The sequence below is a fragment of the Romboutsia lituseburensis DSM 797 genome, assembly GCF_900103615.1.
Taxonomy (GTDB): Bacteria; Bacillota; Clostridia; order Peptostreptococcales; family Peptostreptococcaceae; genus Romboutsia_F; species Romboutsia_F lituseburensis.
In genome coordinates this window covers 228,336-250,309 of record NZ_FNGW01000003.1, presented here as the reverse complement: position 1 = coordinate 250,309, position 21,974 = coordinate 228,336, and the positions used below count along the sequence as shown (strand labels likewise).

Sequence of the window (21,974 nt, the reverse complement as noted above, 5' to 3'; positions counted from 1 at the left end):
ATATATTTGTTGGAGTTTTTTCTTATAAGATTAATCATAACCATAAACTAATTAATATCATCTTCATCCATATCTAGTTCTTTTTGAATTTTCTCTTCCTTCTTTTTGCTAAGATAATATATAACAGACAACATCACCACATAAACTATGGCGTATGATATATAAAATCCAATAACATCTTCTAGTTTTTGACCAGTCAATATAGGAACAAGAATCATAGTTCCTATCCCTGAAATTGCAGCATTTTTAAAATAGCTTTTATATGATCCTTCATTATTAACAAAAATATTATTACCTAATTTTAAATTACGTATAAGATTATAAAACCCAGCACCTATTAAACATAAAAGTTCTCCTGAATATTGACTCGGTGGAGCTTGAAAAAAAAACATCTGTACTATAATTACTAAAAACAATCCATATATTAATAATTGAAATCCATCACTTTGAATTTTTCTTCTTTGAGCTAAAACTCTTTCGTCTTGATTTTTAATATTATTCATCTCTATTCCTCCCAAAATAAATCATCTAAGGTTTTCCCTAAAGCTTTACATATTGCAATACAAAGATTTAGAGTTGGATTATAGTTTCCTGCCTCTATCAAACCAATCGTCTGCCTTGTTACCCCTACTGCTTTGGCTAGATCGTCTTGCTTCATATCACATTCAATACGAGCTATTTTCATTCTTTTATTTTTCATAAAAACCTCCCTATATTACATATAGTATGATAAGTATAACAAAATGTAAACTATATATTGCATTTTGTTATATAAAATATTCATTATAAAGATATCAATTAGTATACTTACTTTTCTGATATTTAAATTTCAATTAATAGAAATAGCTATTCCATAAAATTATAATCTAACTTTTAGTTTTTTCATTTTTTGTAAATATATGTATTTTATTATATAATTGTATTATACAAAATAATGTCATTTAGGGGGATACATTATGAAGAGAATAGACGAAAGAGACACTATGTTTGCAAGAGCAAGCTATCAAAAGGGAAGTTCAGCTTATCAAGATTATTATTCAAAACATCCAGATAAACAAGAAATTGATGATAGTTTAAGATCTAGACCTAACTTATGTGAGGAAGGTACTATGACTTATAATGAAATAAATTCAAAAATGCCTAGCTGTGCTTTTGAATTTTTAGAAGATATAAGACATCTATGTGAAAAAGAAGTTAATTCACCAAAGGTTGAAACAAATCCTAAAGCAATTACTAAAAAATTAAAAGGATTTGCTAAACAATATGGAGCTTGTGTTGTGGGAATTACTAAATTAAATGAATCACATATATATACTCATAGAGGTCGTCATGAGGAAAACTATGGTGAAGAAGTTAATCTAAATCATAAGTATGCAATTGTATTTGGATGTGAAATGAACAAAGAAATGATAAATAGGTCTCCTATGATTTGTGAAGTCATAGAAACTAGCAAGTGTTACGTAGATGCATCTATTGTAGGTATGATTCTTAGTTATTTTATAAGAAGTCTTGGATATGAAGCTAGAAATCACATGGATGCTAACTATTTAGTTATGCCAGTACTTTTAGCTCGTGATGCAGGTCTTGGAGATATTGGTAGAAATGCTATTTTAACTAACAAAATATATGGTTCTAGACTAAGACTAGGTGTAGTTACTACTGATTTAGAACTTGAGGAAGATGGCTATGAAGACTTTGGATTAGAGGATTTTTGCAATGAGTGTAAAAAATGTTCATTCAACTGCCCTTCTCATTCATTAAGTAATGATAATAAAATCAGTAACTTAGGAGAATATAATTGGGTAATAGATCATGAATCATGCTACACAAAATGGAGATATTTAGGTACAGATTGCGGTATGTGTATTTCAGCTTGTCCATTTAGCCAAGACTTAGAAACCATAAAAAATGCAACTACATTTAAAAATAATAAAGCTCTTATTGATGAGGCTTTAAAAGAATTTAAAAAGAAATTTGGAAATAGAGTTTTTGTCCCAGGTAATCCACCTTGGCTTAGATAATGATTAGCATAAAAATATACTGAGTTAAAATATATTTTTATTTTAACTCAGTATATTTTTAATTTACCATTTTGCATAGTGGTCTTCAAACCAACAGATAACATCGTTAAATTTAATAGTTTCATCATTTACTTTAACTTCTCCATTTATCCTTCCTATATGCTGTTTTAGACTTGATTTGACTAATAATTTATTATTTTTTTTATCATTTATAGACTCTACTTTAAATATCAAATCTATTTGTTCTTCTTCATTTTGATTATTTTTTATAGACCAAGTATTTTCATCTATTTTTTCAAAGTTAACATCACTATATATCTTATGTAAGATACCATTTATTTTTATACCATTTTCATTTACGCCTGTATTGTCAGTCCATTTCCCACCTAAGTTTAGTCCAACTTTCAAATCTTCATTTTTAAATCCACAAGTTAACCAATACCAAGATTTTTCTCTTTCCCATATTCCCCTTCCGTAATCAATAAAACCTATAGAATCTTCTAAATTAAAAGTTTCATTTTCATCTTGACCTATGCATATATATCCCTTTGATTTTAGAGGTAGTTGTTTTGATGTATAGTGATATTTTTTATCACTCCACGGTACTAATACATTTAATGACTCTTTTTGTAATATAAAATTAGCATCTATATCTATTTCATTCCATTTAATCATAACATGTAGCTTTTCATGTACTCTTATTATGTTAAAATACATATCTTTGTTTTGATAATGAGCATAAGACCCTACTGAGTTGTGTATTATCATCCCATTACATAAAGGTATTGTAATATTTTTATGTATCTCCCTTTTTTCCTCTAAGTCATAAAAGTCTATAAAAATTAATCCTGCATAATCAAGTTTTACTATAGCAAATGCACATATGTATTTGTCGCTCATCCACATATAATGATTCCATATTTTTTTCCTAAAATATCCACTATCTATATCACAATTTGAAAATATCTTTCTACTCCACCCTATAGATTCTTTATTTAGAGTTCCATCTTTTGTACATATAAAGTTTTTGTTTTTTAATTCTTTCATTACATTCCCCCATTTAACAACTCATAATAATTCTTTAATAAATATATTTATATGATTTTAACTTTATTTTTATATCTTAAAAATTATTTTCTGAATTTTTCTTTAATTAATATTATTACTTTTTAATATAAAATGCAATTTTAAACTTAATAATCCTTTTATTATAATTGTATATATGAAAAAAAGCTACTTTAAGTTTTACCTTAAAATAGCTAAAAAATTTATTTAAATATTTAATTTACTTAGCTAAGTACTCGTCTATTGCAATTGCTACTCTTTTTCCAAGAGCAGTTGCATAGCAAGCAGTTTTATCTCCTTTTACTATATCACCTGTTGCAAATATATCATCTATATTAGTTTTAAAGTTATTTGTTATAACAATTCCTCTATCATCAGTTTCAACAGGAGCAATTTTTTCAATTCCATCTGACATCTGCCCTACAGCAAATATAACTGTGTCAGCATCTAATATTAATTTAGATCCATCATCTACGCCTTTAAATTCCATAGCACAAACTTTATTATCTTTATCTCCAATTATTTGAACTGAATCAAAGTTATCAAATACAGGTACTTTAACTTTATGTAAATAATTTAACTCTTTCTTACTTGCAGTCATTTCTTCTAATGGACCCCTAACTACAACTCTTACCTTATCATACCCGATAAGCTTTGCTGTCGTACCACAATCCATACCAACATCTCCGCCACCGATTATTATAGCACTTTTACCTGTAGGTATGTTTCCATCTTTACTCTTAGCTTCTGCTAAAAAACTAACCGCATCGTACACACCATTAAGCTCATGTCCTTTTACTTTTAATATTCTTCCTTTATTAAATCCTGTACACACTAGAAATGCATCAAATCCACCTTTTCTTAAATCATCGAATGTTTTGTCATCTCCTATGCTACAGTTAGTTATAAACTCTACTCCCAAACTCTCTATATATTCTACATCTTCTTTTATTATTTCCTTTGGTAATCTATGAGGAGGTATACCATAACTTAACCACCCTCCCACATCTTCTCTAGCTTCAAATACAACTACTTTATGTCCTTTTTTTGCTAAAGATGCTGCAGCAGAAAGACCAGATGGACCAGATCCTATTATAGCAATTTTTTTGCCACTTGATAGTTCTATCGATTCTTTCTTTATTATAGTATTTGTGTCCTTTTCATGTTCAGTTAAAAACTTTTGAATAAATGGTATCATTATTGGCTCTTTAAGAGATGTTTTTTTGCATCCTCCAACACAATATGTTTCATAGGGACAAACTCTTGAGCATATTCCAGCTAACGGATTATTTTCTCTTAAAAGTTCTATAGCATCCTGAATTTTTTCTTTAGCTACAAGTTCTATAAATTCTCTCGGATTACTTCCAATTGGACAACCTTTGCTACAATGTGCCTCTTCACATAATGTGCACCTCTTCGCTTCTTGGATTGCCTCTTCCTTTGTAAAATATTTTGCAGATTCTGTTAAGTATCCTATACTGCTCATCTTTATCCCCCTAATAAATGATTTAGCATTATAACAAATCTACCTTTAGAAGCTAAAATAAATATGACTTTATTAGTTATAATTCTTTAATTTTTATGTAATGTTTTACTTATAAATGTCTTTATTAATTTCTGTCTATTAAAATTATAATACATATCAACTCCATTTGTCACATTTATCAGATAATTCACATATTTTATTTTCACTTTATGTATTTATTTTTTTATATGTATATAAAATGTTAAATTTTTATATTTTTTTATTTATATATTACTAAAATAAGTTTATTTGAATATAATAAATAGTAATGTAGTTTTATACTACTTATTAAATTTATATTCTCGAGGTGCTTAAAATGAATATTTCTTTTAGATCATCAAAAAAATGCAACGGTAAAAGAAGTAAGATTTTGGACTTAATAAATTTTAATGATTTATTATCTGATAGTGATATTTTGTTATATGATGATGATTATGATTACGACAATACTTATGACGAAGATTATGACTCTGATTATGTAATTTCTGAGGATAACTTAAAGATGGAAGATGATGTTTATAAAGATGATACAATATACTATTTATAAATTTTTAATATAGTTTAGAATATATTTATTTTAAGGTGTCTCAATATTTTAGAGGCACTTTTCTTGTTATACAATACTTAAAACTATTTCCTTTCTTTTTTGTATAATCCCTACTCTAATTTATAAAATTTCAATATTTAATAATTATTTATAATAAAATAACCAATACATTAATATCAAAAACTATCCATTCGTACCTAAAATAGTACCATTTATACATAAAATATTGTAAAAAACTATTTTTAGTTTATTCTTAAGTAAAAGCATAAAGTTTTATACAGTTAAGGGGAGAAGTCATGGATAAAGCAATACTTATAAAAGATTTAAAGATGAACTTTGATGGTAAAGAAGTTTTAAAAGGAATAAACCTTGAAATAGATAAGGGAAATATAATAGGATATATAGGTCCAAACGGCGCTGGAAAAAGTACAACTGTAAAAATAATACTAGGTTTAGTTGAAGGTTATACAGGAGTTGTTAAAATATTTGGAGAAGATATATCTGAAGAAGAAGTATATAAAAAAAGAATAGGATATGTACCTGAAGTAGCAGAAACTTACGAAAGCTTAACAGCTAGAGAATATTTAACATTTATAGGACAACTTTACGGATTAGAATATGATGATGCTGATAAAAAAGCTTATAAATTAATGGATATATTAGAAATAAAAGATGTTTATAACTCAAAAATAGAATCCTTTTCAAAAGGAATGAAACAAAAGGTTATTATAATATCTAGCCTAATACATAACCCAGATATACTATTTTTAGATGAACCACTAAGTGGATTAGATGCAAATAGCGTAATGATAATAAAGGAAATCTTACTAAGTTTAAAAGAAGAAGGTAAAACTATTTTTTACTCTTCACATATAATGGAAATTGTAGAAAAGATAAGTGATAGAATCATACTTTTAAATGATGGAGCTATTGTTGCAGATGGAAGCTTTGATGACTTAAAAGAAAGTGTACATCAAAAATCCCTAGAACAAATCTTTAATCAACTTACAGGATTTAGTGAATATAAAAATCTTGCAAAAAAATTTATATCTGTAATAAAAGAGGTGTAAATTATGAATAATTTTATTTCACTAAATATACTTGATAGATTTAGGTTTTTATATGAAAAACTTGGTATTGATTATGATACTATGAAATTAATATTAAGAGTAAAACTAACATTAGACTCAAGAAAAACTTCTAACTTATTAGGACGTCAACAGTTTGATCAATATTTAGATCAATATAAAACAGTTCAAATAATATATACAATTATCGGATTTTTTATGATGTTTATTGTGATAATGAGTAAAAATACTTTAGTCTCAATGGCTACTTATTTTGCAATGTTTATGTTTTTTATATCTACAAATTTCATGTCCGATTTTTCATCTGTGATATTAGATGTTAAAGATAAATCTATATTAGCTACTAGAGGTATAGATTTAAAAACTTTAAATGCATCTAAAATAACACATGTTATGATATACATGTTAAAAATAAGTATAGCTTTAAGTGGATTTTCATTAATTGCATCACTAAAATATGGATTACTTTTTTCTTTAGTATTCTTAATAGAAATATTTCTTATAAATATTTTTATGCTAATGTTTTCTGGACTAATTTATTTACTTTTGCTAAAGTTATTTACTGGATCAAAACTTAAAGATGCAATCACTATTATACAAATAGGAGTTACAGTATCCTTTAGTTTGGCTTATATAATTGTTATGAATTTATCTACAAGCATAAATTTATTTAAAAGCATTCATTTAGGAAAACTTATTTACTTTTTACCACCTTTTTGGTTTGCATCTTTACTTGAAATAATAGCAACAAAAGATATAAATAAAACATTATTAATACTTTCTTTTTTAGCATTAGTAATACCTTTAATATCAGCTTTGATATATATAAAGCTTACACCAGTATTTGAAAAAAATCTTCAAAAACTCAATAATGAAAGCTCAAATAAAAATATAAAAAAATATAAATTTCCAATAAAATTGACTAAGATTATATGTAAAGATAAAGAAGAAAGAATATTTTTTAATTTTTTCTCTAGAATGATAAGAGTTGATAGAGATTTTAAGGCTACAGTATATACAACTATTGGATCCAATTTAATTTGTTTTTTTGTAGTTCTTGATAGATATGTAGAAGATATGGGTGTATATATTTATTTATTTTTATATAGCTATGTAACTATAATTCCTACGATAATAATAGCATTAAAATTTTCTAGAAATTATAATGCATCATACATATATAAAACTATACCTATAAAAAATAAAATGAATGTACATAAAGCAGCTATTAAAGCTTGCTTAGCCAATATAATAATACCTATTTACATAATTTCAAGTATTATCTTTATAAATATTTATGAAGTAAGTAAAGTACAACATCTAATAATTATATTTTTAGTTACTATATTTATAGCTATAAGTACATTTGTTATATTAAATAAAAATCTGCCATTTTCTCAACCACCTAATATATTTAAGAAAAATTATGCAATATTAGATAATTATTTAATGATAGTTTTAACTCTTATTATGGCAGGTGTTCACTTTGTTATTTCGCTATTTGGAACTTTACCACTTAATATTTATATGATAGCTCTTTTAATTATAAATATAATTTTATATAAACTAGCTTTTAGGGTTAAGTAATTTAATTATAACTTTTAAGAGCTTAAGTATTTCAATCAAAATAAAAAGCTAACCTAAATTTATTTTAATTTAGGTTAGCTTTTTATTATATATATCTATGCATTTTCAAAAGTATAAATAGCTTCAACTCTAGCTAGATACACAGAACAATCTGTGCATCCTATATATTTAGCATATTTTTCAACTTTTTCTTTATCAGACTCTATATCATAGCTATTTTCTTTTATTATTTTCTTTATATATGTATCCATTAATACATTTTTATGCTCGCTTATATCATATCCTAAGTAACTTGTCAGTCTTTCTATTTCTTGGCTAAAATCTCCATCTTCTTTTACTAAAAATTCATATACGTCTTTTTTGTAAGGATTTAAGTCTATTATCTGCTTAACTACTTTCCATTCATCTGGTTTAGTTATAAATCCATCTTTATAATTATTAAACAAAGCTTTTGCTTTTTGTTTTCTAGATTTATCTATATAGCAACTTATTGAATCAATATTATTTTCTATAAGTGCATCAACTACTGCGTAATGTATATTAAAACAATCTTCATAAAGATACTGACTTAATTTTTTTACAATAGGTTTAATATCAAAAATTTTATGATTATGTTTTTTACTTTTATTATTTAGTAAAACTTCTTTATTTAAATTATTAAATTGTCTTTCATAGTTTAGATATTTTTCACAATAAGAATTTTTAAAAATTTCAAGATCAATTGTTATTATGTCAAATCCAACAATTGTTTCTATAGCTTTTTTTAATCCGCTCTCAATATATTCAGCCCCTAATTTTAATCCATTTTCTGATAATAATTTCTTACTTTTAAAATTTTCTAAACAATTTTTTTCAAAATCTTCACTAGCTCTCTTTGCATATATCTTAAACGACTTTCTAACAGTGTTATAATTATCTAATTTTTCATCAAACTCTACAATTGCACCATTTATATCAAATGTAACCATTCTAAAATCCCCCTACTATAATCAAATTTCTGTATTTTATAACTATTTATTTATATATTTGATTATTAAAGCGATTTTCCTTCTAAATAAAGAATTTGTCTAAACTTTCTAAGATTTAGCCTTATTTTATTAAGACTTCTTGAACTTTATAATATGTTTTTGTTGTTTTTTGTTTTATATTATACCTAATATTCCAGCTATAATTGGTAAAAATACTGCAGGTAATAGATTAGCAATCTTTATATTTGTTGCTTTAAGTATGTTTAATCCTAACCCTATTATCAAAAGGCTACCCACACATGTCATAGAATTTATTACTGCGTCACTTAAAATATTCGATAAAAATGATGCTCCTAAAGTAATGATTCCTTGATATATAAAAACTGATATGGAAGAAAATATAACACCAATTCCCAATGTAGCAGTAAATATAATCGACGTTATTCCATCTATAACTGATTTGGCTAGAAGTGTTTCATGATTCCCTGTTAATCCACTTTGAAGGCTTCCAACTATACTCATAGCCCCTATGCAAAATATTAAGCTAGCTGATACAAATCCTTGAGATATTGATATATTTTCTTTTTCTTTATCTTTCCCCTTATTAACTTTTAGCTCTATTTTTTCACCTAAATTATTTAACCATTTGTCTATATCTATTAACTCACCTATCAAAGCTCCTAAAGCTACACATATTATCGTTAGTAAAGTATTCTCACCTTTTAATGCACCTGATATCCCTATGTATACAACACATAATGCCAATCCATTCATTATGGTATCACTAATTTTTTGTGATACTCTACCTTTTACCAATAGTCCTATTACGCACCCTAAAACAATAGCTAAACTATTTACTATAGTTCCCAACATATAACCACTCTCCCCTATATACTTTTATGTGAGTTTAATTATATCAATATATTTTTTAGAATTCATTAAATTTTCTAATTTTTGTAATATAAAAGACTGTTTCTTTTTTATTATTGGAAACAGCCTCTTACATTTATATATCAATTTTATATTTATATACAAATTATAGTTTTTACATTTCTGAAGTTAACTTTTAATTATTATTACCTTCTTTACGTTTTTTAGCAAACTCTGCTACAGCAGTAAATAATACATCAGTTGAAGAGTTTAATGCAGTCTCACAAGAATCCTGTATAACTCCTACTATAAATCCAACTCCTACAACTTGCATTGCAACATCATTTGGAATTCCAAATAAACTACAAGCTAATGGTATTAATAATAAAGAACCTCCTGCAACACCTGATGCACCACATGCACTTACAGCTGATAATAAACTTAATATAAGTGCCATCCCAATATCTACTTCTATTCCTAGTGTGTGTACAGCAGCTAATGTTAATACTGATATAGTTACAGCAGCTCCACCCATATTTATAGTTGCTCCTAATGGGATTGACACAGAGTAAGTATCTTTATCTAATTTTAACTCTTCGCAAAGTCCCATATTTACAGGTATATTTGCAGCTGAACTTCTTGTAAAAAATGCTGTAATTCCACTGTTTTTTAAGCACTTAAATACTAATGGGTATGGATTTTTTCTCATTCCTATAAATGCTATTATAGGATTTACAACAAATGCAACAAATGCCATACATCCAACTAATAATACAATCAACTGACCATATCCAAGTAATGATTCAATACCTTGTGTTGCTATACTATCAAATACAAGCCCCATAATACCAAGTGGTGCAAAATTTATTATCCATCTAACTACTTGTGATAGTGCATCAGCTACATTACTTATCATTAACTTTGTTGACTCTGCAGAATTTTTAAGTGCAATCCCTAAAATTAGCGCCCAAGATAATATCCCTATATAATTAGCATTAAAAAGAGCTTTAACTGGATTGTCAACAACATTCATTAATAAAGTCTTAAGTACTTCTACAACACCACCAGGAGGAACAACATCTTCCACTCCTGCTCCAAGAGTTAATGTTATCTTAAACATAAAGCTAGCTACAACAGCTATAAGTCCTGCTAAAAAAGTACCTAAAAGATAAAGACATATAATTGATTTCATGTTAGTTTGTTGACCTTTTTTATGCTGAGAAATAGCAGACATTACTAAAAAGAAAACTAGAATTGGTGCAACTGCCTTTAGTGCCCCTACAAATAAAGAACCTAAAATTACTATTGGCTTTGCAATATCAGGAATTGTTAATGCTAATATAATACCGATTACTAAACCTACTATAATTCTTTTTACCAAACTAATTTGATTCCACTTACTAAGTATTTTTTTCATTTACTACCCCCTATTACTTTAATATAGTTAAAATAGATAAAAATCAGTCTACTAAAGATATGATTTTATCTATTTTAAATTTTATTAAGCAACTATTAAGGATATGTTTCATTTGTCAGAATTTTTAATATATATAAAAAAAATTATTTTTTAATAATCAATCTTATTATATATAATATTAATTTATTTATTTTTTATATATTTTAAAGGATTTTTAGCAAAGTCTTGAAAAGAGCTTCTAGTGTAAATTACATCACTTCCTAAAAACCTTTTATATCGATCTTCTTCTTTTAATAAAGAGTCCTCTTCTTTTCCTTCATGATTATTAAATACTATTATTTTTAATGGTGGCTTTTTTCTACTACTTTGAACTCGTTTTAACATATATTTTATGTGAATATCTGCATCTGGAAAAGAGTATCCACAAAATACTAAAACATCACATTTTCTTAAAGTTCTCTCTACTTCTCTCCATACTGTAGATATAAATACATTAGACATATTTTTAAAAAAAGTTGGAGGTATTATTATTGGTACTGTAACCTCCTTACACTCCAAGCACTTTGCTTCTTTTATATTATCAAGTAATCTCATTACTCCACCTTCATAAGGAGTAAGGGTTAAGCTATTACATATAGGACAGTAAAGCCAATTTAGTGAACCATGTATTTTGTATAATTTCACGCTAGGTTCTGTAGGCTTTTTCCATCCTCCTTCTACATCAAAATTGTTAAAATCAACGCCATAATCCAACATAATAGGCTGTTTTTTGCGACGATATAGAGCTGCTATAGTATTATCTATATGTATATCATAGTTGGCACTTATAAATGTTGTCTTTTCTAATAAATTGCTATCATATAAATTATCAACTAGCATTTTATGATATTCATTTCTTCTACCTTCACTTTTATGTATAGCACGAGCCATAAGTAAAATAAGATACTGTCTTAAAAATCTTATACTGTCACTTCTTCTATTTAAAGTCTCTAAACCAAAATTTTTAAATGATTCTCTTCTTTGCTCTGCTAAGTCAATTAAACCTAATACTTCTTCAAATGTAGGAAAGTTAGCATTTTTCATATCATCTTTCATAACGTCAATCTTAAACATTTGTTTAAAAAATCTATATAATTCTTTGTTCATATCATTTTCAAAATCTTTGGGCTTTAAACTTGCAAAATATTCACTGAATAATTCATTTTGAATAGGTGAATTTTCAGCAGCTGAAGCTCCAGCCCCAAGAAATATACATACGTTCATTATATTTCCCTCCCATATGAAATTATCTCAAAATTCAAAAAAAATAAGTATAGAAATTATTAATTCCTATACTTATTATATGATTTGTATTTAATTTTATTTATATATTACTTTAATAATTCATATACAGAAAGAGCATATATTTCAACAGCCTTTGTAAGGTCTTCTATACTTATATATTCGTTAGCTTGATGCTCTGTTTTAGGTTTCCCTGGAAATACAGATCCAAATGCTACACAGTTATCTAACGCTCTAGCATATGTAGCTCCTCCTGATGAATGAGGTGCTCCATCTAATCCTGTTTCTTCTTCAAATACTTTTCTTAAAGTTTTTACTAAGAAATTATCTTCCGGAACATATATAGCTTTTAAGAAATCAAACTCTTCATAAGTTAATCCATATTCTTTAGCTTTTTCTACTAATTGTTTTACAAACTCTTCCTTATCATATGTAACAGGTATTCTAACATCTACACCTATACTTTCTTTATCTTTATTTATGCTTAATTTACCAATATTAAATGTTAGTTTTCCTGAAACTTCATCTTGGCAATTTTCTATTATATTATTTGCATTAGCATCTTCACCTATAACTTCAGCTATAAACTTAATAGCATTTGAGTTAACACCAATATTGTTTAATGCTATAGCTAATCTTGAAATAGCATTTATACCACTATCACTTACTGCAGAGTGAACACCTTTACCTAATACACATATTTTATCTTCTTCTCTTGTGTATTCAAACTTTAACTTGCTTAATTCTTTTTCAAGCTCTTCTATATATTTACCTTTATAAACAGCTTTATCTGGTACAGAGTTAAATGCATTTCCAAGTTCTAATTCTATATCACTATTTCCTGGGGCATTTAAAAATACTTGTAAAAGTCCTTTTTCTGCATTTATCATAGGGAACTTTGAATCTGGAGTAAATCCATAGTTAGGTATTTCTTCTTTATTTTCAGAGTATTTATTTATACATCTCCAAAGATTTTCTTCATCTGTTCCAAATATAAATCTTACCCTTTTATTAAATTCAACACCTAAATCCATTAATGCTTTTACAGCATAGATAGCTCCTATTGTAGGTCCTTTATCATCCTGAGTACCTCTTCCACAAAGCTTGTCTCCATCTATTACACCTTCATATGGAGGAAACTCCCAACTTTCTAATTCTCCTTCTGGAACTACATCTAAGTGACCTAGTATACCTATTAGTTCTTCACCTTCACCTATTTCTGCATATCCATAGTATCCATCTTTATATACTGTTTTAAATCCTAAAGATTTACATAGTTCTAATGTGTATCTTAATGCTTTATCTATATTTTCCCCAAATGGGCAATTTTCTGTAGCGTCACTTATAACACTTGGTATTTTTACACAATCTACTATAGATGATATCATCTCAGGTTTTAATTGTTGTATTTTTTCTTTTATTTGTTTTTTCATGATTAACCCCCTAAGTTTGTCATTTATTTTTCTATTCTATTATAATATACTATATTTTACCTATTTCTTCTACATTTTATTTTAACGTTTTCCTGGTATTTGTTTTATATTTTAAAAGTTTACTATCAAACAATTTTACTATTTAAATCTATTTGTTTATAAACCTAAAAAAAGTAAGATATTACCTCAGGTAACTACCTTACTTTCTTAATTTTTTATTATTTTATTATTTAGCTAAAGCTGCTTGAACTGATTCTTTTAATATTTCATATGCCTTATCACAATCTGCTTTAGTTAAAATTAATGGAGGTACCATTCTTATTATACTCGTTCCTATTAATGTAACTAATAATTTTCTATCTATACAGTTATGTTTAATATCAAGACCTATTGGTAAATCAAATTCTACTCCAACTAATAATCCTTTACCTCTAACATCTTTTACATGTGGAAGATCTTTTAATTTATTCATAAAATATTCTCCCATTTTTTTAGCATTATCAGCTAACTTTCTATCTAATAATTCATTAATCTGAGCATATGCAGCTGCACAACAAACAGGATTTCCTCCATAAGTACTTCCATGAGATCCCATTGTAAATGCCTTAGAAACTTCTTTACTTGCACATACTGCAGATATTGGCATTCCACCACCCATAGCTTTAGCCATAGATACTATATCTGGCTTAACATTATAATTCATATAAGCCATAACTTCTCCCGTTCTACACCATCCTGTTTGTATCTCATCAAATAATAATAATAGCCTTTTTTCTTCGCAAAGTTCTTTTATTCCATCTATAAATTCTTGTGTAGCAGGCCTAACACCGCCTTCCCCTTGTACTGGTTCTATCATTATAGCTATAGTATCATCTGTAACTAATTTTCTAAAAGAATCTACGTCATTAAAGTCAGCATAACTAAATCCTGGTAACATAGGCTTAAATCCTAATTGGCATCCGTTATCTGGTTGACCTGTTGCAGACATTGCTCCATATGTTCTTCCGTGAAAGCTGCTTTTAGCTGTTATTATATGATATTTGTTAGGTCCGTAATTATCTGTACCATATTTTCTAGCCATTTTTATCATAGCTTCATTAGCTTCTGCACCTGAATTTTGGTAAAATATTTTATCCATCCCTATAGTTTCACATATTAATTTAGCAAGTAATACTTGGGGCACTGTGTATGGATAATTAAAAGTGTGTATAATATCTTTTACCTGATCACAAACTGCTTCTACTACCTTTTCATTGCAACTTCCTGCGCTATTTACAGCTACTCCACCATAAAAGTCTAAATATCCATTTCCTTCTTCATCATATAAATACATATCTTTTGCTGTCTGTGCTATAAAATCAAATCTTTCATAAGTTTCTATCATATACTTTTTAGTTAAATCTTTAAGTTCTTGTTTAGTTAATTTAGCTTCATTTAATTTCATTTAATTACCCCCACTCAAATCCAAAGATTTTAATAAGATACTAGATAGTCCATACTCCCAGTAGATTATTTATATTAATTTACATTATTACTTTTTCTTTTAGCGCTTATAAAGAATATTGCACCCAATACGGTCCATCCTCCTACAATTATCCATTCTGCTTTAATAAGCCCCGGAATATATAATAAAAGCATTAATGATGCTAATATTATAGCCATAGAACCTATAAACTTATAATTTTTAAGTTTGTATGGTCTTGGCATATCTGGTTCTTTCTTTCTTAATACCATAAAAGATATTGATACCAATACATAAGCTATAACTATACCGAAGCTACCTGCATTAGTAATACAAGTAAGCATTACTTTTCCAAAGAAAGGTGCTACACAAGAACATAGACCTATTAATAATATTGCATTAGTTGGAGTTTTGTATTTAGGATGTAATTTAGCTAAAAACGATGGTAACATTTTAGCTTGTGCTAATGAGTATATTGCACGACTACCACCCATTAAAAATGCATTCCAACTTGAAACTATACCTGCTAATCCAGCTATAATTAAAATTTGAGCTGCTATTTGTCTACCTCCAAATGCAAACTTCATAGCATCAGCTGTTACAAGTATTGATGTCTCCATCTCCCATGGTTTCATAGTCATTGATACAGAAAAAATAACTAATGCATACCAAGACACTGCCATTACTATTGACAATATTAATATTTTACCAATTTTATTAAAAGGCATATTTATTTCTTCTGCAGCTTGAGGGATTACATCAAATCCAACATACATAAATGGTGTAGCTATTGCAACTCCCATAATTCCACCAATTCCATCTATAAATAATGGTTTTGTATTTTCAATATTACCTGAAAATGCAGATCCACATATTAGAGCTATTCCAACAGCGGCTATTGCAACTGTTAGTACTGATTGTAAAACTGCTGCAGGTTTTGCTCCAAAGTAGTTTATTGCAGTTATTATAATTGAACTTACAACCCCAACGGCTACCCAACTAGCATATATATCAAATCCTGCTACGCTATACATGTATCCTTTTAGAAATCCTGGTAGTAAATATTCAACAACATTAGGTAGTGCACAAGCCTCAAAGGCGACTACTCCAACATATCCTAAAATTAGTGCCCATGTACATACAAATGATGCATTTTTGCCTAGTGCCCTTCGACTAAATACATTAGCCCCTCCACATTCTGGCATAGCTGCTGTAAGCTCTGCATAAACTAAACCTACAAATATTACCATTATACCGCCTATAATAAAGGCACTCATTGCTCCTAATGTTCCTGCTTTTAAAATCCATCCACCTACTAATATTACCCATCCCCATCCTATCATTGCACCAAAGGCCAGGGCCAGGACGTCTTTTTTACCTAACACTCTATCAAAATTTTTCTCTTCCATACATAACCCCCATTTAATCAAATTAATAAAAAATTCGCTTCGCTCATGTCGCCAACGACTTCGTCCGTTGCTCAAAAATGTCATTTTTTACTTTCACAAACGTGTTGACATGACTATACTTCATGACTTACCCACAGTTTTTGAAGTATCATAAATTCCTTAAGCGTAAAAAATCTATAAATTTGGATTTATGTTATTGAGATTGATCTAGATTTGATTTGTTTTTATTTGCAAAATACCCTAAAAACATTACTAGAATTGAAACTGATACACCTAAAAATAAAGGGTCTATATGAGATGGTAATATGAATTTTCCAATTAATACAAATGTCGGACCTAATATAATAGCACCTAGAGCAAATTTTTTGTGTATCTTTCCTGGCAAGAACAATGCACAACATAATGGTGCAAATGCTACTGCTCCTCTAAGCCCCATTGACATAAAACTCCAACCCAGTATTAATGATCCTAGATTTCCACTTGCAAGTATTGCGACTATAATTAATATTCCAGCTATTATAATCCTTGCTGCTTTTAATAATGTCTTATCACTTGCATTTTTATTAAAATATACCTTATATATATCATTACATATCATTGAACTCAAACCAAGGGCTACACCTGCTCCTGTTCCAACTAATGCGACTAACAATGTAGCCATTACCATTCCAGCAACTAATGGGGGAAGGTTTTGCATTATAAATGTTGGAAGTGCTTCTCCTGCTACCATGTTTGGAGCTGTCATCTTCATATACATACCTACAAATATTCCAGCGGTACCAACTATTGGTATTAAAACTGCACTTACTATAGCTCCTGATTTTGATATTTTTAGGCTTTTAGCTGATATTATAGCCTGAATATACGCTTGAGTTGTTATAACACCTAAGATTAGAGATATTCCTGCTCCCATATCCACCATAGTTCCTCTTGCAAACAAACTAAAATATTGATCACTTGGCAATGCTTCTCTAAATGCAGATAATCCTCCTCCTAAATTTAAGGCCATAAATCCACAGATTATAACAGTAGCATAAAGTAGTATTGTTTTTACTATTCCAACAAGACCTGCTCCCCAAACTCCTCCAAATATAACATAAGCAAGCATTAATAATACTATACATACTGTTGCTGGAAATGAGCCTAGATGACTAACTGTTGTTACTAATGCTATCCCTGATAAAACTTGTGCTACTATACTTAAAAAACTACCTATTGACATTAAAACAGTTGAAACTGTACTGGCTGTTTGACCATACTCTCTTGCAAATACTTGTGGTAGAGTTGTTATTTCACTGTTGTATAAAGGCTTTGCAAATCCTAAACCTAGTATTAGACAACCAATTCCTCCTCCAAGTGTAAACCACCAAGCTGAAAAACCATAATTGAAAGCTAACTGTGCTGTTCCTATAGTTGATGCTCCCCCAACTAATGTCCCTATTATAGAACCTGCTACAATTCCAACACCTGCTTTTCTACCACCAGATGAAAAATCTTTTGCTGAACTTACTTTTCTACCAGAGTAAATTCCTACTGCTGTGATTAATGATAATATTAACACAGCCCCTAAATAATGTAATGACGTCATTTAAAGTTTCCCTCCTTTAATTCTTGGAGTTACTTATTTGGATACATTTGTAATTTTTCTTTATTGTCAAGAACTCTAAGTACACCACATGCTAAAGCTTTCATTTCATGCTCTCCAGGGAATACCTTAACTGGTGCAATAAATTCAACTCTATCTTTTATCCAATCCATAAGTATTGAATCATATGCAAGACCACCTGTTAACAATATTGCATCAACATCACCTTTAAGCACTGCAGAAGATGCTCCTATTTCTTTTGAAATTTGATATGCCATTGCTTCATATATAAGTTTTGAATATTCATCGCCTTCTTTTATTCTTTTTATAACTTCCCTAGCGTCATTTGTTCCTAAATATCCTACTAAACCTCCACATCCAACTAATTTTTTTCTTAATTCTTTTTTAGTGTATTCACCTGAATAGCATAAATCTATAACTCCACCAAATGGTATTGCTCCACATCTTTCTGGAGACATTGGTCCATCACCATCAAGAGCATTATTAACATCTATCATTCTACCTCTTTTATGAGTTCCAACAGATATTCCACCACCTAAATGCGCTATTATAAAATTAAAATCATCATATTTTCCACCCATTTCTTTAGCAGCTTCCCTAGCTACTGCTCTTTGATTCAATGGATGATCTTTAGACTTTCTTGGTATCAAAGGTGTTCCTGATATTCTGGCTAATGGTTCAAATTCATCAACTACAACAGGATCTACTACATATGCCTTTAACCCTAGCTCACTTGCTATTGAGTATGCTAATCCTCCACCTAGATTAGATGCATGCTGACCCATAACGCCTATTTTTAAATCATTTAGCATTTCTTCATTAACTTCATAAGTTCCACCAACTACAGGCTTCATATTTCCACCACGAGCTATAATAGCTGTAAATGTTGATAAATCTATATTTTTGTTTTTTAATACATCCATTATAAGATCTTTACGAAAATCAAATTGATCATAAATCTCTTTGTATGAATTTATTTTTTCACTTGAATGTCGAATAGTTTCCGTCATAGTCTCTATATCATTTTCAAATATTGAAATCTTAGTAGATGTTGATCCTGGATTTATTATTAGAAAAGTATAATTATTCATATTCCTACTCCTTTCCAAGTTGTTGAACAACTAGTGCACCTAGTGCTATTGAATGAAGTTTTGATATATCAGAACTTGCTCTTGAAGTTAAAATTATTGGAGTTTTAGCCCCCATTATTACTCCCGCTTTTTCTGCCTTTGCAAAATATTCCATTGATTTATTTAAAATATTACCTGCTTCTATATCTGGAGCTATTAATATATCTGCCTTACCTGCAACAGGATGATTTATCCCTTTATGTTTTGCCGCCTCCAAACTTACTGCGTTATCTATTGCCAAAGGTCCTTTAATTAGACAGCCTTTAATTATTCCACTTTCATTCATTTTTGTAAGTTCTTGTGCATCTATTGTTGCTGGCATTTTAGGATTTACTTTTTCAACTGCACAAAGGATTGCCACTTTAGGTTCTTTATTACCTAGTGCATGTGAAATTTTAATACTATTTTTAATAATATCTACCTTCTCATCTAAGGTAGGTGCAATAGTCATAGCACTATCACTTAATACAAATAATCTATCAAATCCATTGACTTCAAGTAAGCCAACATGACTGATTAAATTACCTGTTTTAAGACCTGTTTCTTTATTCAACACAGCTTTTAATATAACTGATGTATCTACAAATCCTTTCATAGGTAAATCTGCTTTACCTTCTCTTACTAATTTAACAGCATATATACAAGCCTCTGTCTTATCTTTTATATCTATAATTTCAAAATTATCTAACTTAATGTCTATTTGATTAGCAATTTTTTCTATATCTTCCTTATCCCCTACTAAAATTGCTTTAGCTATCCCCATTTTATAGGCATTATTTACAGCAGACAGTACGTCTTTATCTTGTGCTACCGCTACTGCTATTGTTTTTGTTTCATTTTTGATAACTAGATCCATTAATTCTTTAAAATTTTTTATCATTTTTTATCTCCTTTATTTGAAGATTTAATTCCATATTTCATCGTCTGTAGGAATTTTCTTACTAGGAACTTCATAAGCTATTTTGCTTACATTTATTAAATGATTAAACCATAAATTTTCACTTATACTATTATTTCCCCAAGAACCACAGCCTAATGTTGCGGTAGGATTAAGACCATTTAAGAAAGATCCTCCAAGCCCACTTGACCCAATTTGATTAACTCCAAATCGAGATACTGGAAGTATATTTGCTGCATATTCTATATTCTCTTTTGTATAAGAGTGTATTATTGCACTATGACCTTTACCTTCATATTCTAAATTTTGATTAGCTATATTTACTGCATCCTCCCATTTTTCATACTTGTATGCTGATAATACTGGGCACATCTTTTCTTTAGCAAAATATTCTTCTGTTCCATATTTTTCAACTTTTACAACTAGTAACTTTGTATCTTTTGGTATAGCTATAGATGCCATCTTAGCTATTTCATAAGGAGATGCTCCAACACAGTCCTTACTTATATTACCGTCTGGAAATAATGCTTTTCTTAAAGATTTAACTTCTTCTTCTTTTTCTATATAATACGCTCCACTTTGTACTAATCTATCTATAAATTCATTGTACATTTCATCAGGACATATAGCACTTTGTTCACATGTGCAAAGTATTCCATTATCATATATTCTACCTTTTATAACTTTAGGAACTACTTCCTCAAGATTTGCATCTTTATCTATTAAACACTGTACATTTCCTGCACCTACTCCAAATGCTGGTTTTCCACTACTATATGCAACCTTTACCATTCCAGGTCCACCAGTTGATACACATACATCTGATAATTGCATTACCAAGTTTGATATTTCAACAGTAGGCTCATTTACTATTTGAATTAAATCTTTAGGTGCTCCTACTTTATCTAACGCTTCTCTCATTAAATCTACTGTTTTTACTCCAGTATTTTTAGCTCTTGGATGAGGACATATAATAATCGCATTACCTCCTTTTAATGCAATCATTGCATTGTGCATAGGTGTCATTGTTGGATTAGTTGTAGGAGTTACAGCACCTACTACTCCTATAGGCTTAGCTACTTCGACTAATCCTTCTTCTGCTATATATTTTATTATTCCCCTACTTTTTACACCTTTTAGTTTGTTCCAAACAGCTTTTGACTTTCCTTTATTTTTTACTATTTTATCTTCATAAACTCCCATTTTAGTTTCATCAACTGCCATACGAGCAAGCATTTCACCGTTATCATATATTGATTTTCCTATAGCACGAACTGCTTCATCTACCTGCTCTTGAGAATACTTTTCAAATTCTTTCTGAGCTATACGAGCTTTATTTATTAACTGTAAAACATAATCTCTTGCTTCCATGTAAATACCCCCTCAGAATCATATATAGTTTTTTTTATACATATTGTGTTAATATTTTGCTTTATATTTAAATTGTAGTATATTGGACAAAATTAAGTAAAGTGAATTTTCTGAAAATTTCAAATTATTCTCATTTATTTATTTTTTAACATTTTAACAATTAAATTTCTAAATTGTGCTTTATACTTAAAGTGTTTTACCTATTTAAATTTCAACGTTCTATAATTTTATATTTATTTTTTTGTCAATCAAATTTAATAAAAATCTATTTTAAATATTAATTTTGTGTTAAATAT

At 28.6% G+C, this 21,974-nt stretch carries 19 protein-coding genes; 4 read left to right on the top strand and 15 right to left on the bottom strand.

Annotation, left to right across the window (positions count from 1 at the left end; translation table 11 throughout):
* Positions 1-47: 47 nt before the first annotated feature.
* Complete coding sequence (locus BLP75_RS06970) at positions 48-503, bottom strand: DUF6773 family protein (RefSeq protein WP_092724931.1); 456 nt, start codon at positions 501-503, stop codon at positions 48-50.
* Positions 504-505: 2 nt separating this feature from the next.
* Positions 506-700, bottom strand: coding sequence for a helix-turn-helix transcriptional regulator (locus BLP75_RS06965; protein WP_092724930.1), 195 nt, complete (start codon positions 698-700; stop codon positions 506-508).
* Between the two features lie 256 nt (positions 701-956).
* Here BLP75_RS06965 and BLP75_RS06960 point away from each other — a divergent pair, with 256 nt between their 5' ends.
* Complete coding sequence (locus BLP75_RS06960; protein ID WP_170139119.1) at positions 957-2,021, top strand: 4Fe-4S dicluster domain-containing protein; 1,065 nt, start codon at positions 957-959, stop codon at positions 2,019-2,021.
* Between the two features lie 63 nt (positions 2,022-2,084).
* Here BLP75_RS06960 and BLP75_RS06955 read toward each other — a convergent pair whose 3' ends face one another.
* Positions 2,085-3,068, bottom strand: coding sequence for a DUF2804 domain-containing protein (locus tag BLP75_RS06955; protein WP_092724929.1), 984 nt, complete (start codon positions 3,066-3,068; stop codon positions 2,085-2,087).
* 238 nt (positions 3,069-3,306) lie between these two features.
* Positions 3,307-4,572 carry an FAD-dependent oxidoreductase gene (locus tag BLP75_RS06950; RefSeq protein ID WP_092724928.1) on the bottom strand — a complete coding sequence of 422 codons (1,266 nt, stop codon included), beginning with the start codon at positions 4,570-4,572 and terminating at the stop codon, positions 3,307-3,309.
* Positions 4,573-4,927: 355 nt separating this feature from the next.
* On the opposite strand from BLP75_RS06950, the gene BLP75_RS06945 reads away from it, so the two are divergent.
* The 3 genes from BLP75_RS06945 to BLP75_RS06935 all read left to right on the top strand — a co-directional run bounded on the left by BLP75_RS06945 (position 4,928) and on the right by BLP75_RS06935 (position 7,833).
* A complete protein-coding gene (locus tag BLP75_RS06945) occupies positions 4,928-5,158 on the top strand; it encodes a hypothetical protein (protein ID WP_092724927.1) in 231 nt (76 codons plus the stop codon).
* Between the two features lie 296 nt (positions 5,159-5,454).
* Positions 5,455-6,228 (top strand): ABC transporter ATP-binding protein, encoded by a 774-nt coding sequence (locus BLP75_RS06940; RefSeq protein ID WP_092724926.1) that lies wholly within the window; start codon positions 5,455-5,457, stop codon positions 6,226-6,228.
* A gap of 3 nt (positions 6,229-6,231) precedes the next feature.
* Positions 6,232-7,833, top strand: coding sequence for a hypothetical protein (locus BLP75_RS06935; RefSeq protein ID WP_092724925.1), 1,602 nt, complete (start codon positions 6,232-6,234; stop codon positions 7,831-7,833).
* Positions 7,834-7,928: 95 nt separating this feature from the next.
* On the opposite strand, the gene BLP75_RS06930 is transcribed toward BLP75_RS06935, so the two are convergent.
* The 11 genes from BLP75_RS06930 to BLP75_RS06880 form a co-directional block, all read right to left on the bottom strand.
* On the bottom strand, positions 7,929-8,801 hold the full coding sequence (locus tag BLP75_RS06930) for a kinase (protein WP_092724924.1): 873 nt from the start codon (positions 8,799-8,801) through the stop codon (positions 7,929-7,931).
* A 174-nt stretch (positions 8,802-8,975) separates the two neighbouring features.
* A complete protein-coding gene (locus BLP75_RS06925) occupies positions 8,976-9,674 on the bottom strand; it encodes a DUF554 domain-containing protein (RefSeq protein ID WP_092724923.1) in 699 nt (232 codons plus the stop codon).
* A 193-nt stretch (positions 9,675-9,867) separates the two neighbouring features.
* Positions 9,868-11,088: a serine/threonine transporter SstT gene (gene sstT, locus BLP75_RS06920; protein ID WP_092724922.1), complete on the bottom strand. Its 1,221-nt coding sequence runs from the start codon at positions 11,086-11,088 to the stop codon at positions 9,868-9,870.
* Positions 11,089-11,271: 183 nt separating this feature from the next.
* The gene (locus BLP75_RS06915) at positions 11,272-12,351 is read right to left on the bottom strand and encodes an SIR2 family protein (RefSeq protein WP_092724921.1); all 1,080 of its coding nucleotides are present in this window, start codon (positions 12,349-12,351) and stop codon (positions 11,272-11,274) included.
* A 107-nt stretch (positions 12,352-12,458) separates the two neighbouring features.
* Positions 12,459-13,802, bottom strand: a complete 1,344-nt coding sequence (locus tag BLP75_RS06910) for a M20 family metallopeptidase (protein ID WP_092724920.1) — start codon at positions 13,800-13,802, stop codon at positions 12,459-12,461.
* 226 nt (positions 13,803-14,028) lie between these two features.
* Complete coding sequence (locus BLP75_RS06905; protein WP_092724919.1) at positions 14,029-15,246, bottom strand: aspartate aminotransferase family protein; 1,218 nt, start codon at positions 15,244-15,246, stop codon at positions 14,029-14,031.
* 74 nt (positions 15,247-15,320) lie between these two features.
* Positions 15,321-16,673, bottom strand: a complete 1,353-nt coding sequence (locus tag BLP75_RS06900) for an APC family permease (RefSeq protein WP_092724918.1) — start codon at positions 16,671-16,673, stop codon at positions 15,321-15,323.
* Positions 16,674-16,866: 193 nt separating this feature from the next.
* Positions 16,867-18,261 (bottom strand): sodium:solute symporter family protein, encoded by a 1,395-nt coding sequence (locus tag BLP75_RS06895; protein WP_092724917.1) that lies wholly within the window; start codon positions 18,259-18,261, stop codon positions 16,867-16,869.
* A gap of 29 nt (positions 18,262-18,290) precedes the next feature.
* Positions 18,291-19,370 (bottom strand): butyrate kinase, encoded by a 1,080-nt coding sequence (gene buk, locus BLP75_RS06890; RefSeq protein ID WP_092724916.1) that lies wholly within the window; start codon positions 19,368-19,370, stop codon positions 18,291-18,293.
* 4 nt (positions 19,371-19,374) lie between these two features.
* Complete coding sequence (locus BLP75_RS06885; RefSeq protein WP_092724915.1) at positions 19,375-20,289, bottom strand: phosphate butyryltransferase; 915 nt, start codon at positions 20,287-20,289, stop codon at positions 19,375-19,377.
* A gap of 24 nt (positions 20,290-20,313) precedes the next feature.
* Positions 20,314-21,678 carry an aldehyde dehydrogenase family protein gene (locus BLP75_RS06880; protein ID WP_092724914.1) on the bottom strand — a complete coding sequence of 455 codons (1,365 nt, stop codon included), beginning with the start codon at positions 21,676-21,678 and terminating at the stop codon, positions 20,314-20,316.
* Positions 21,679-21,974 lie beyond the last annotated feature (296 nt).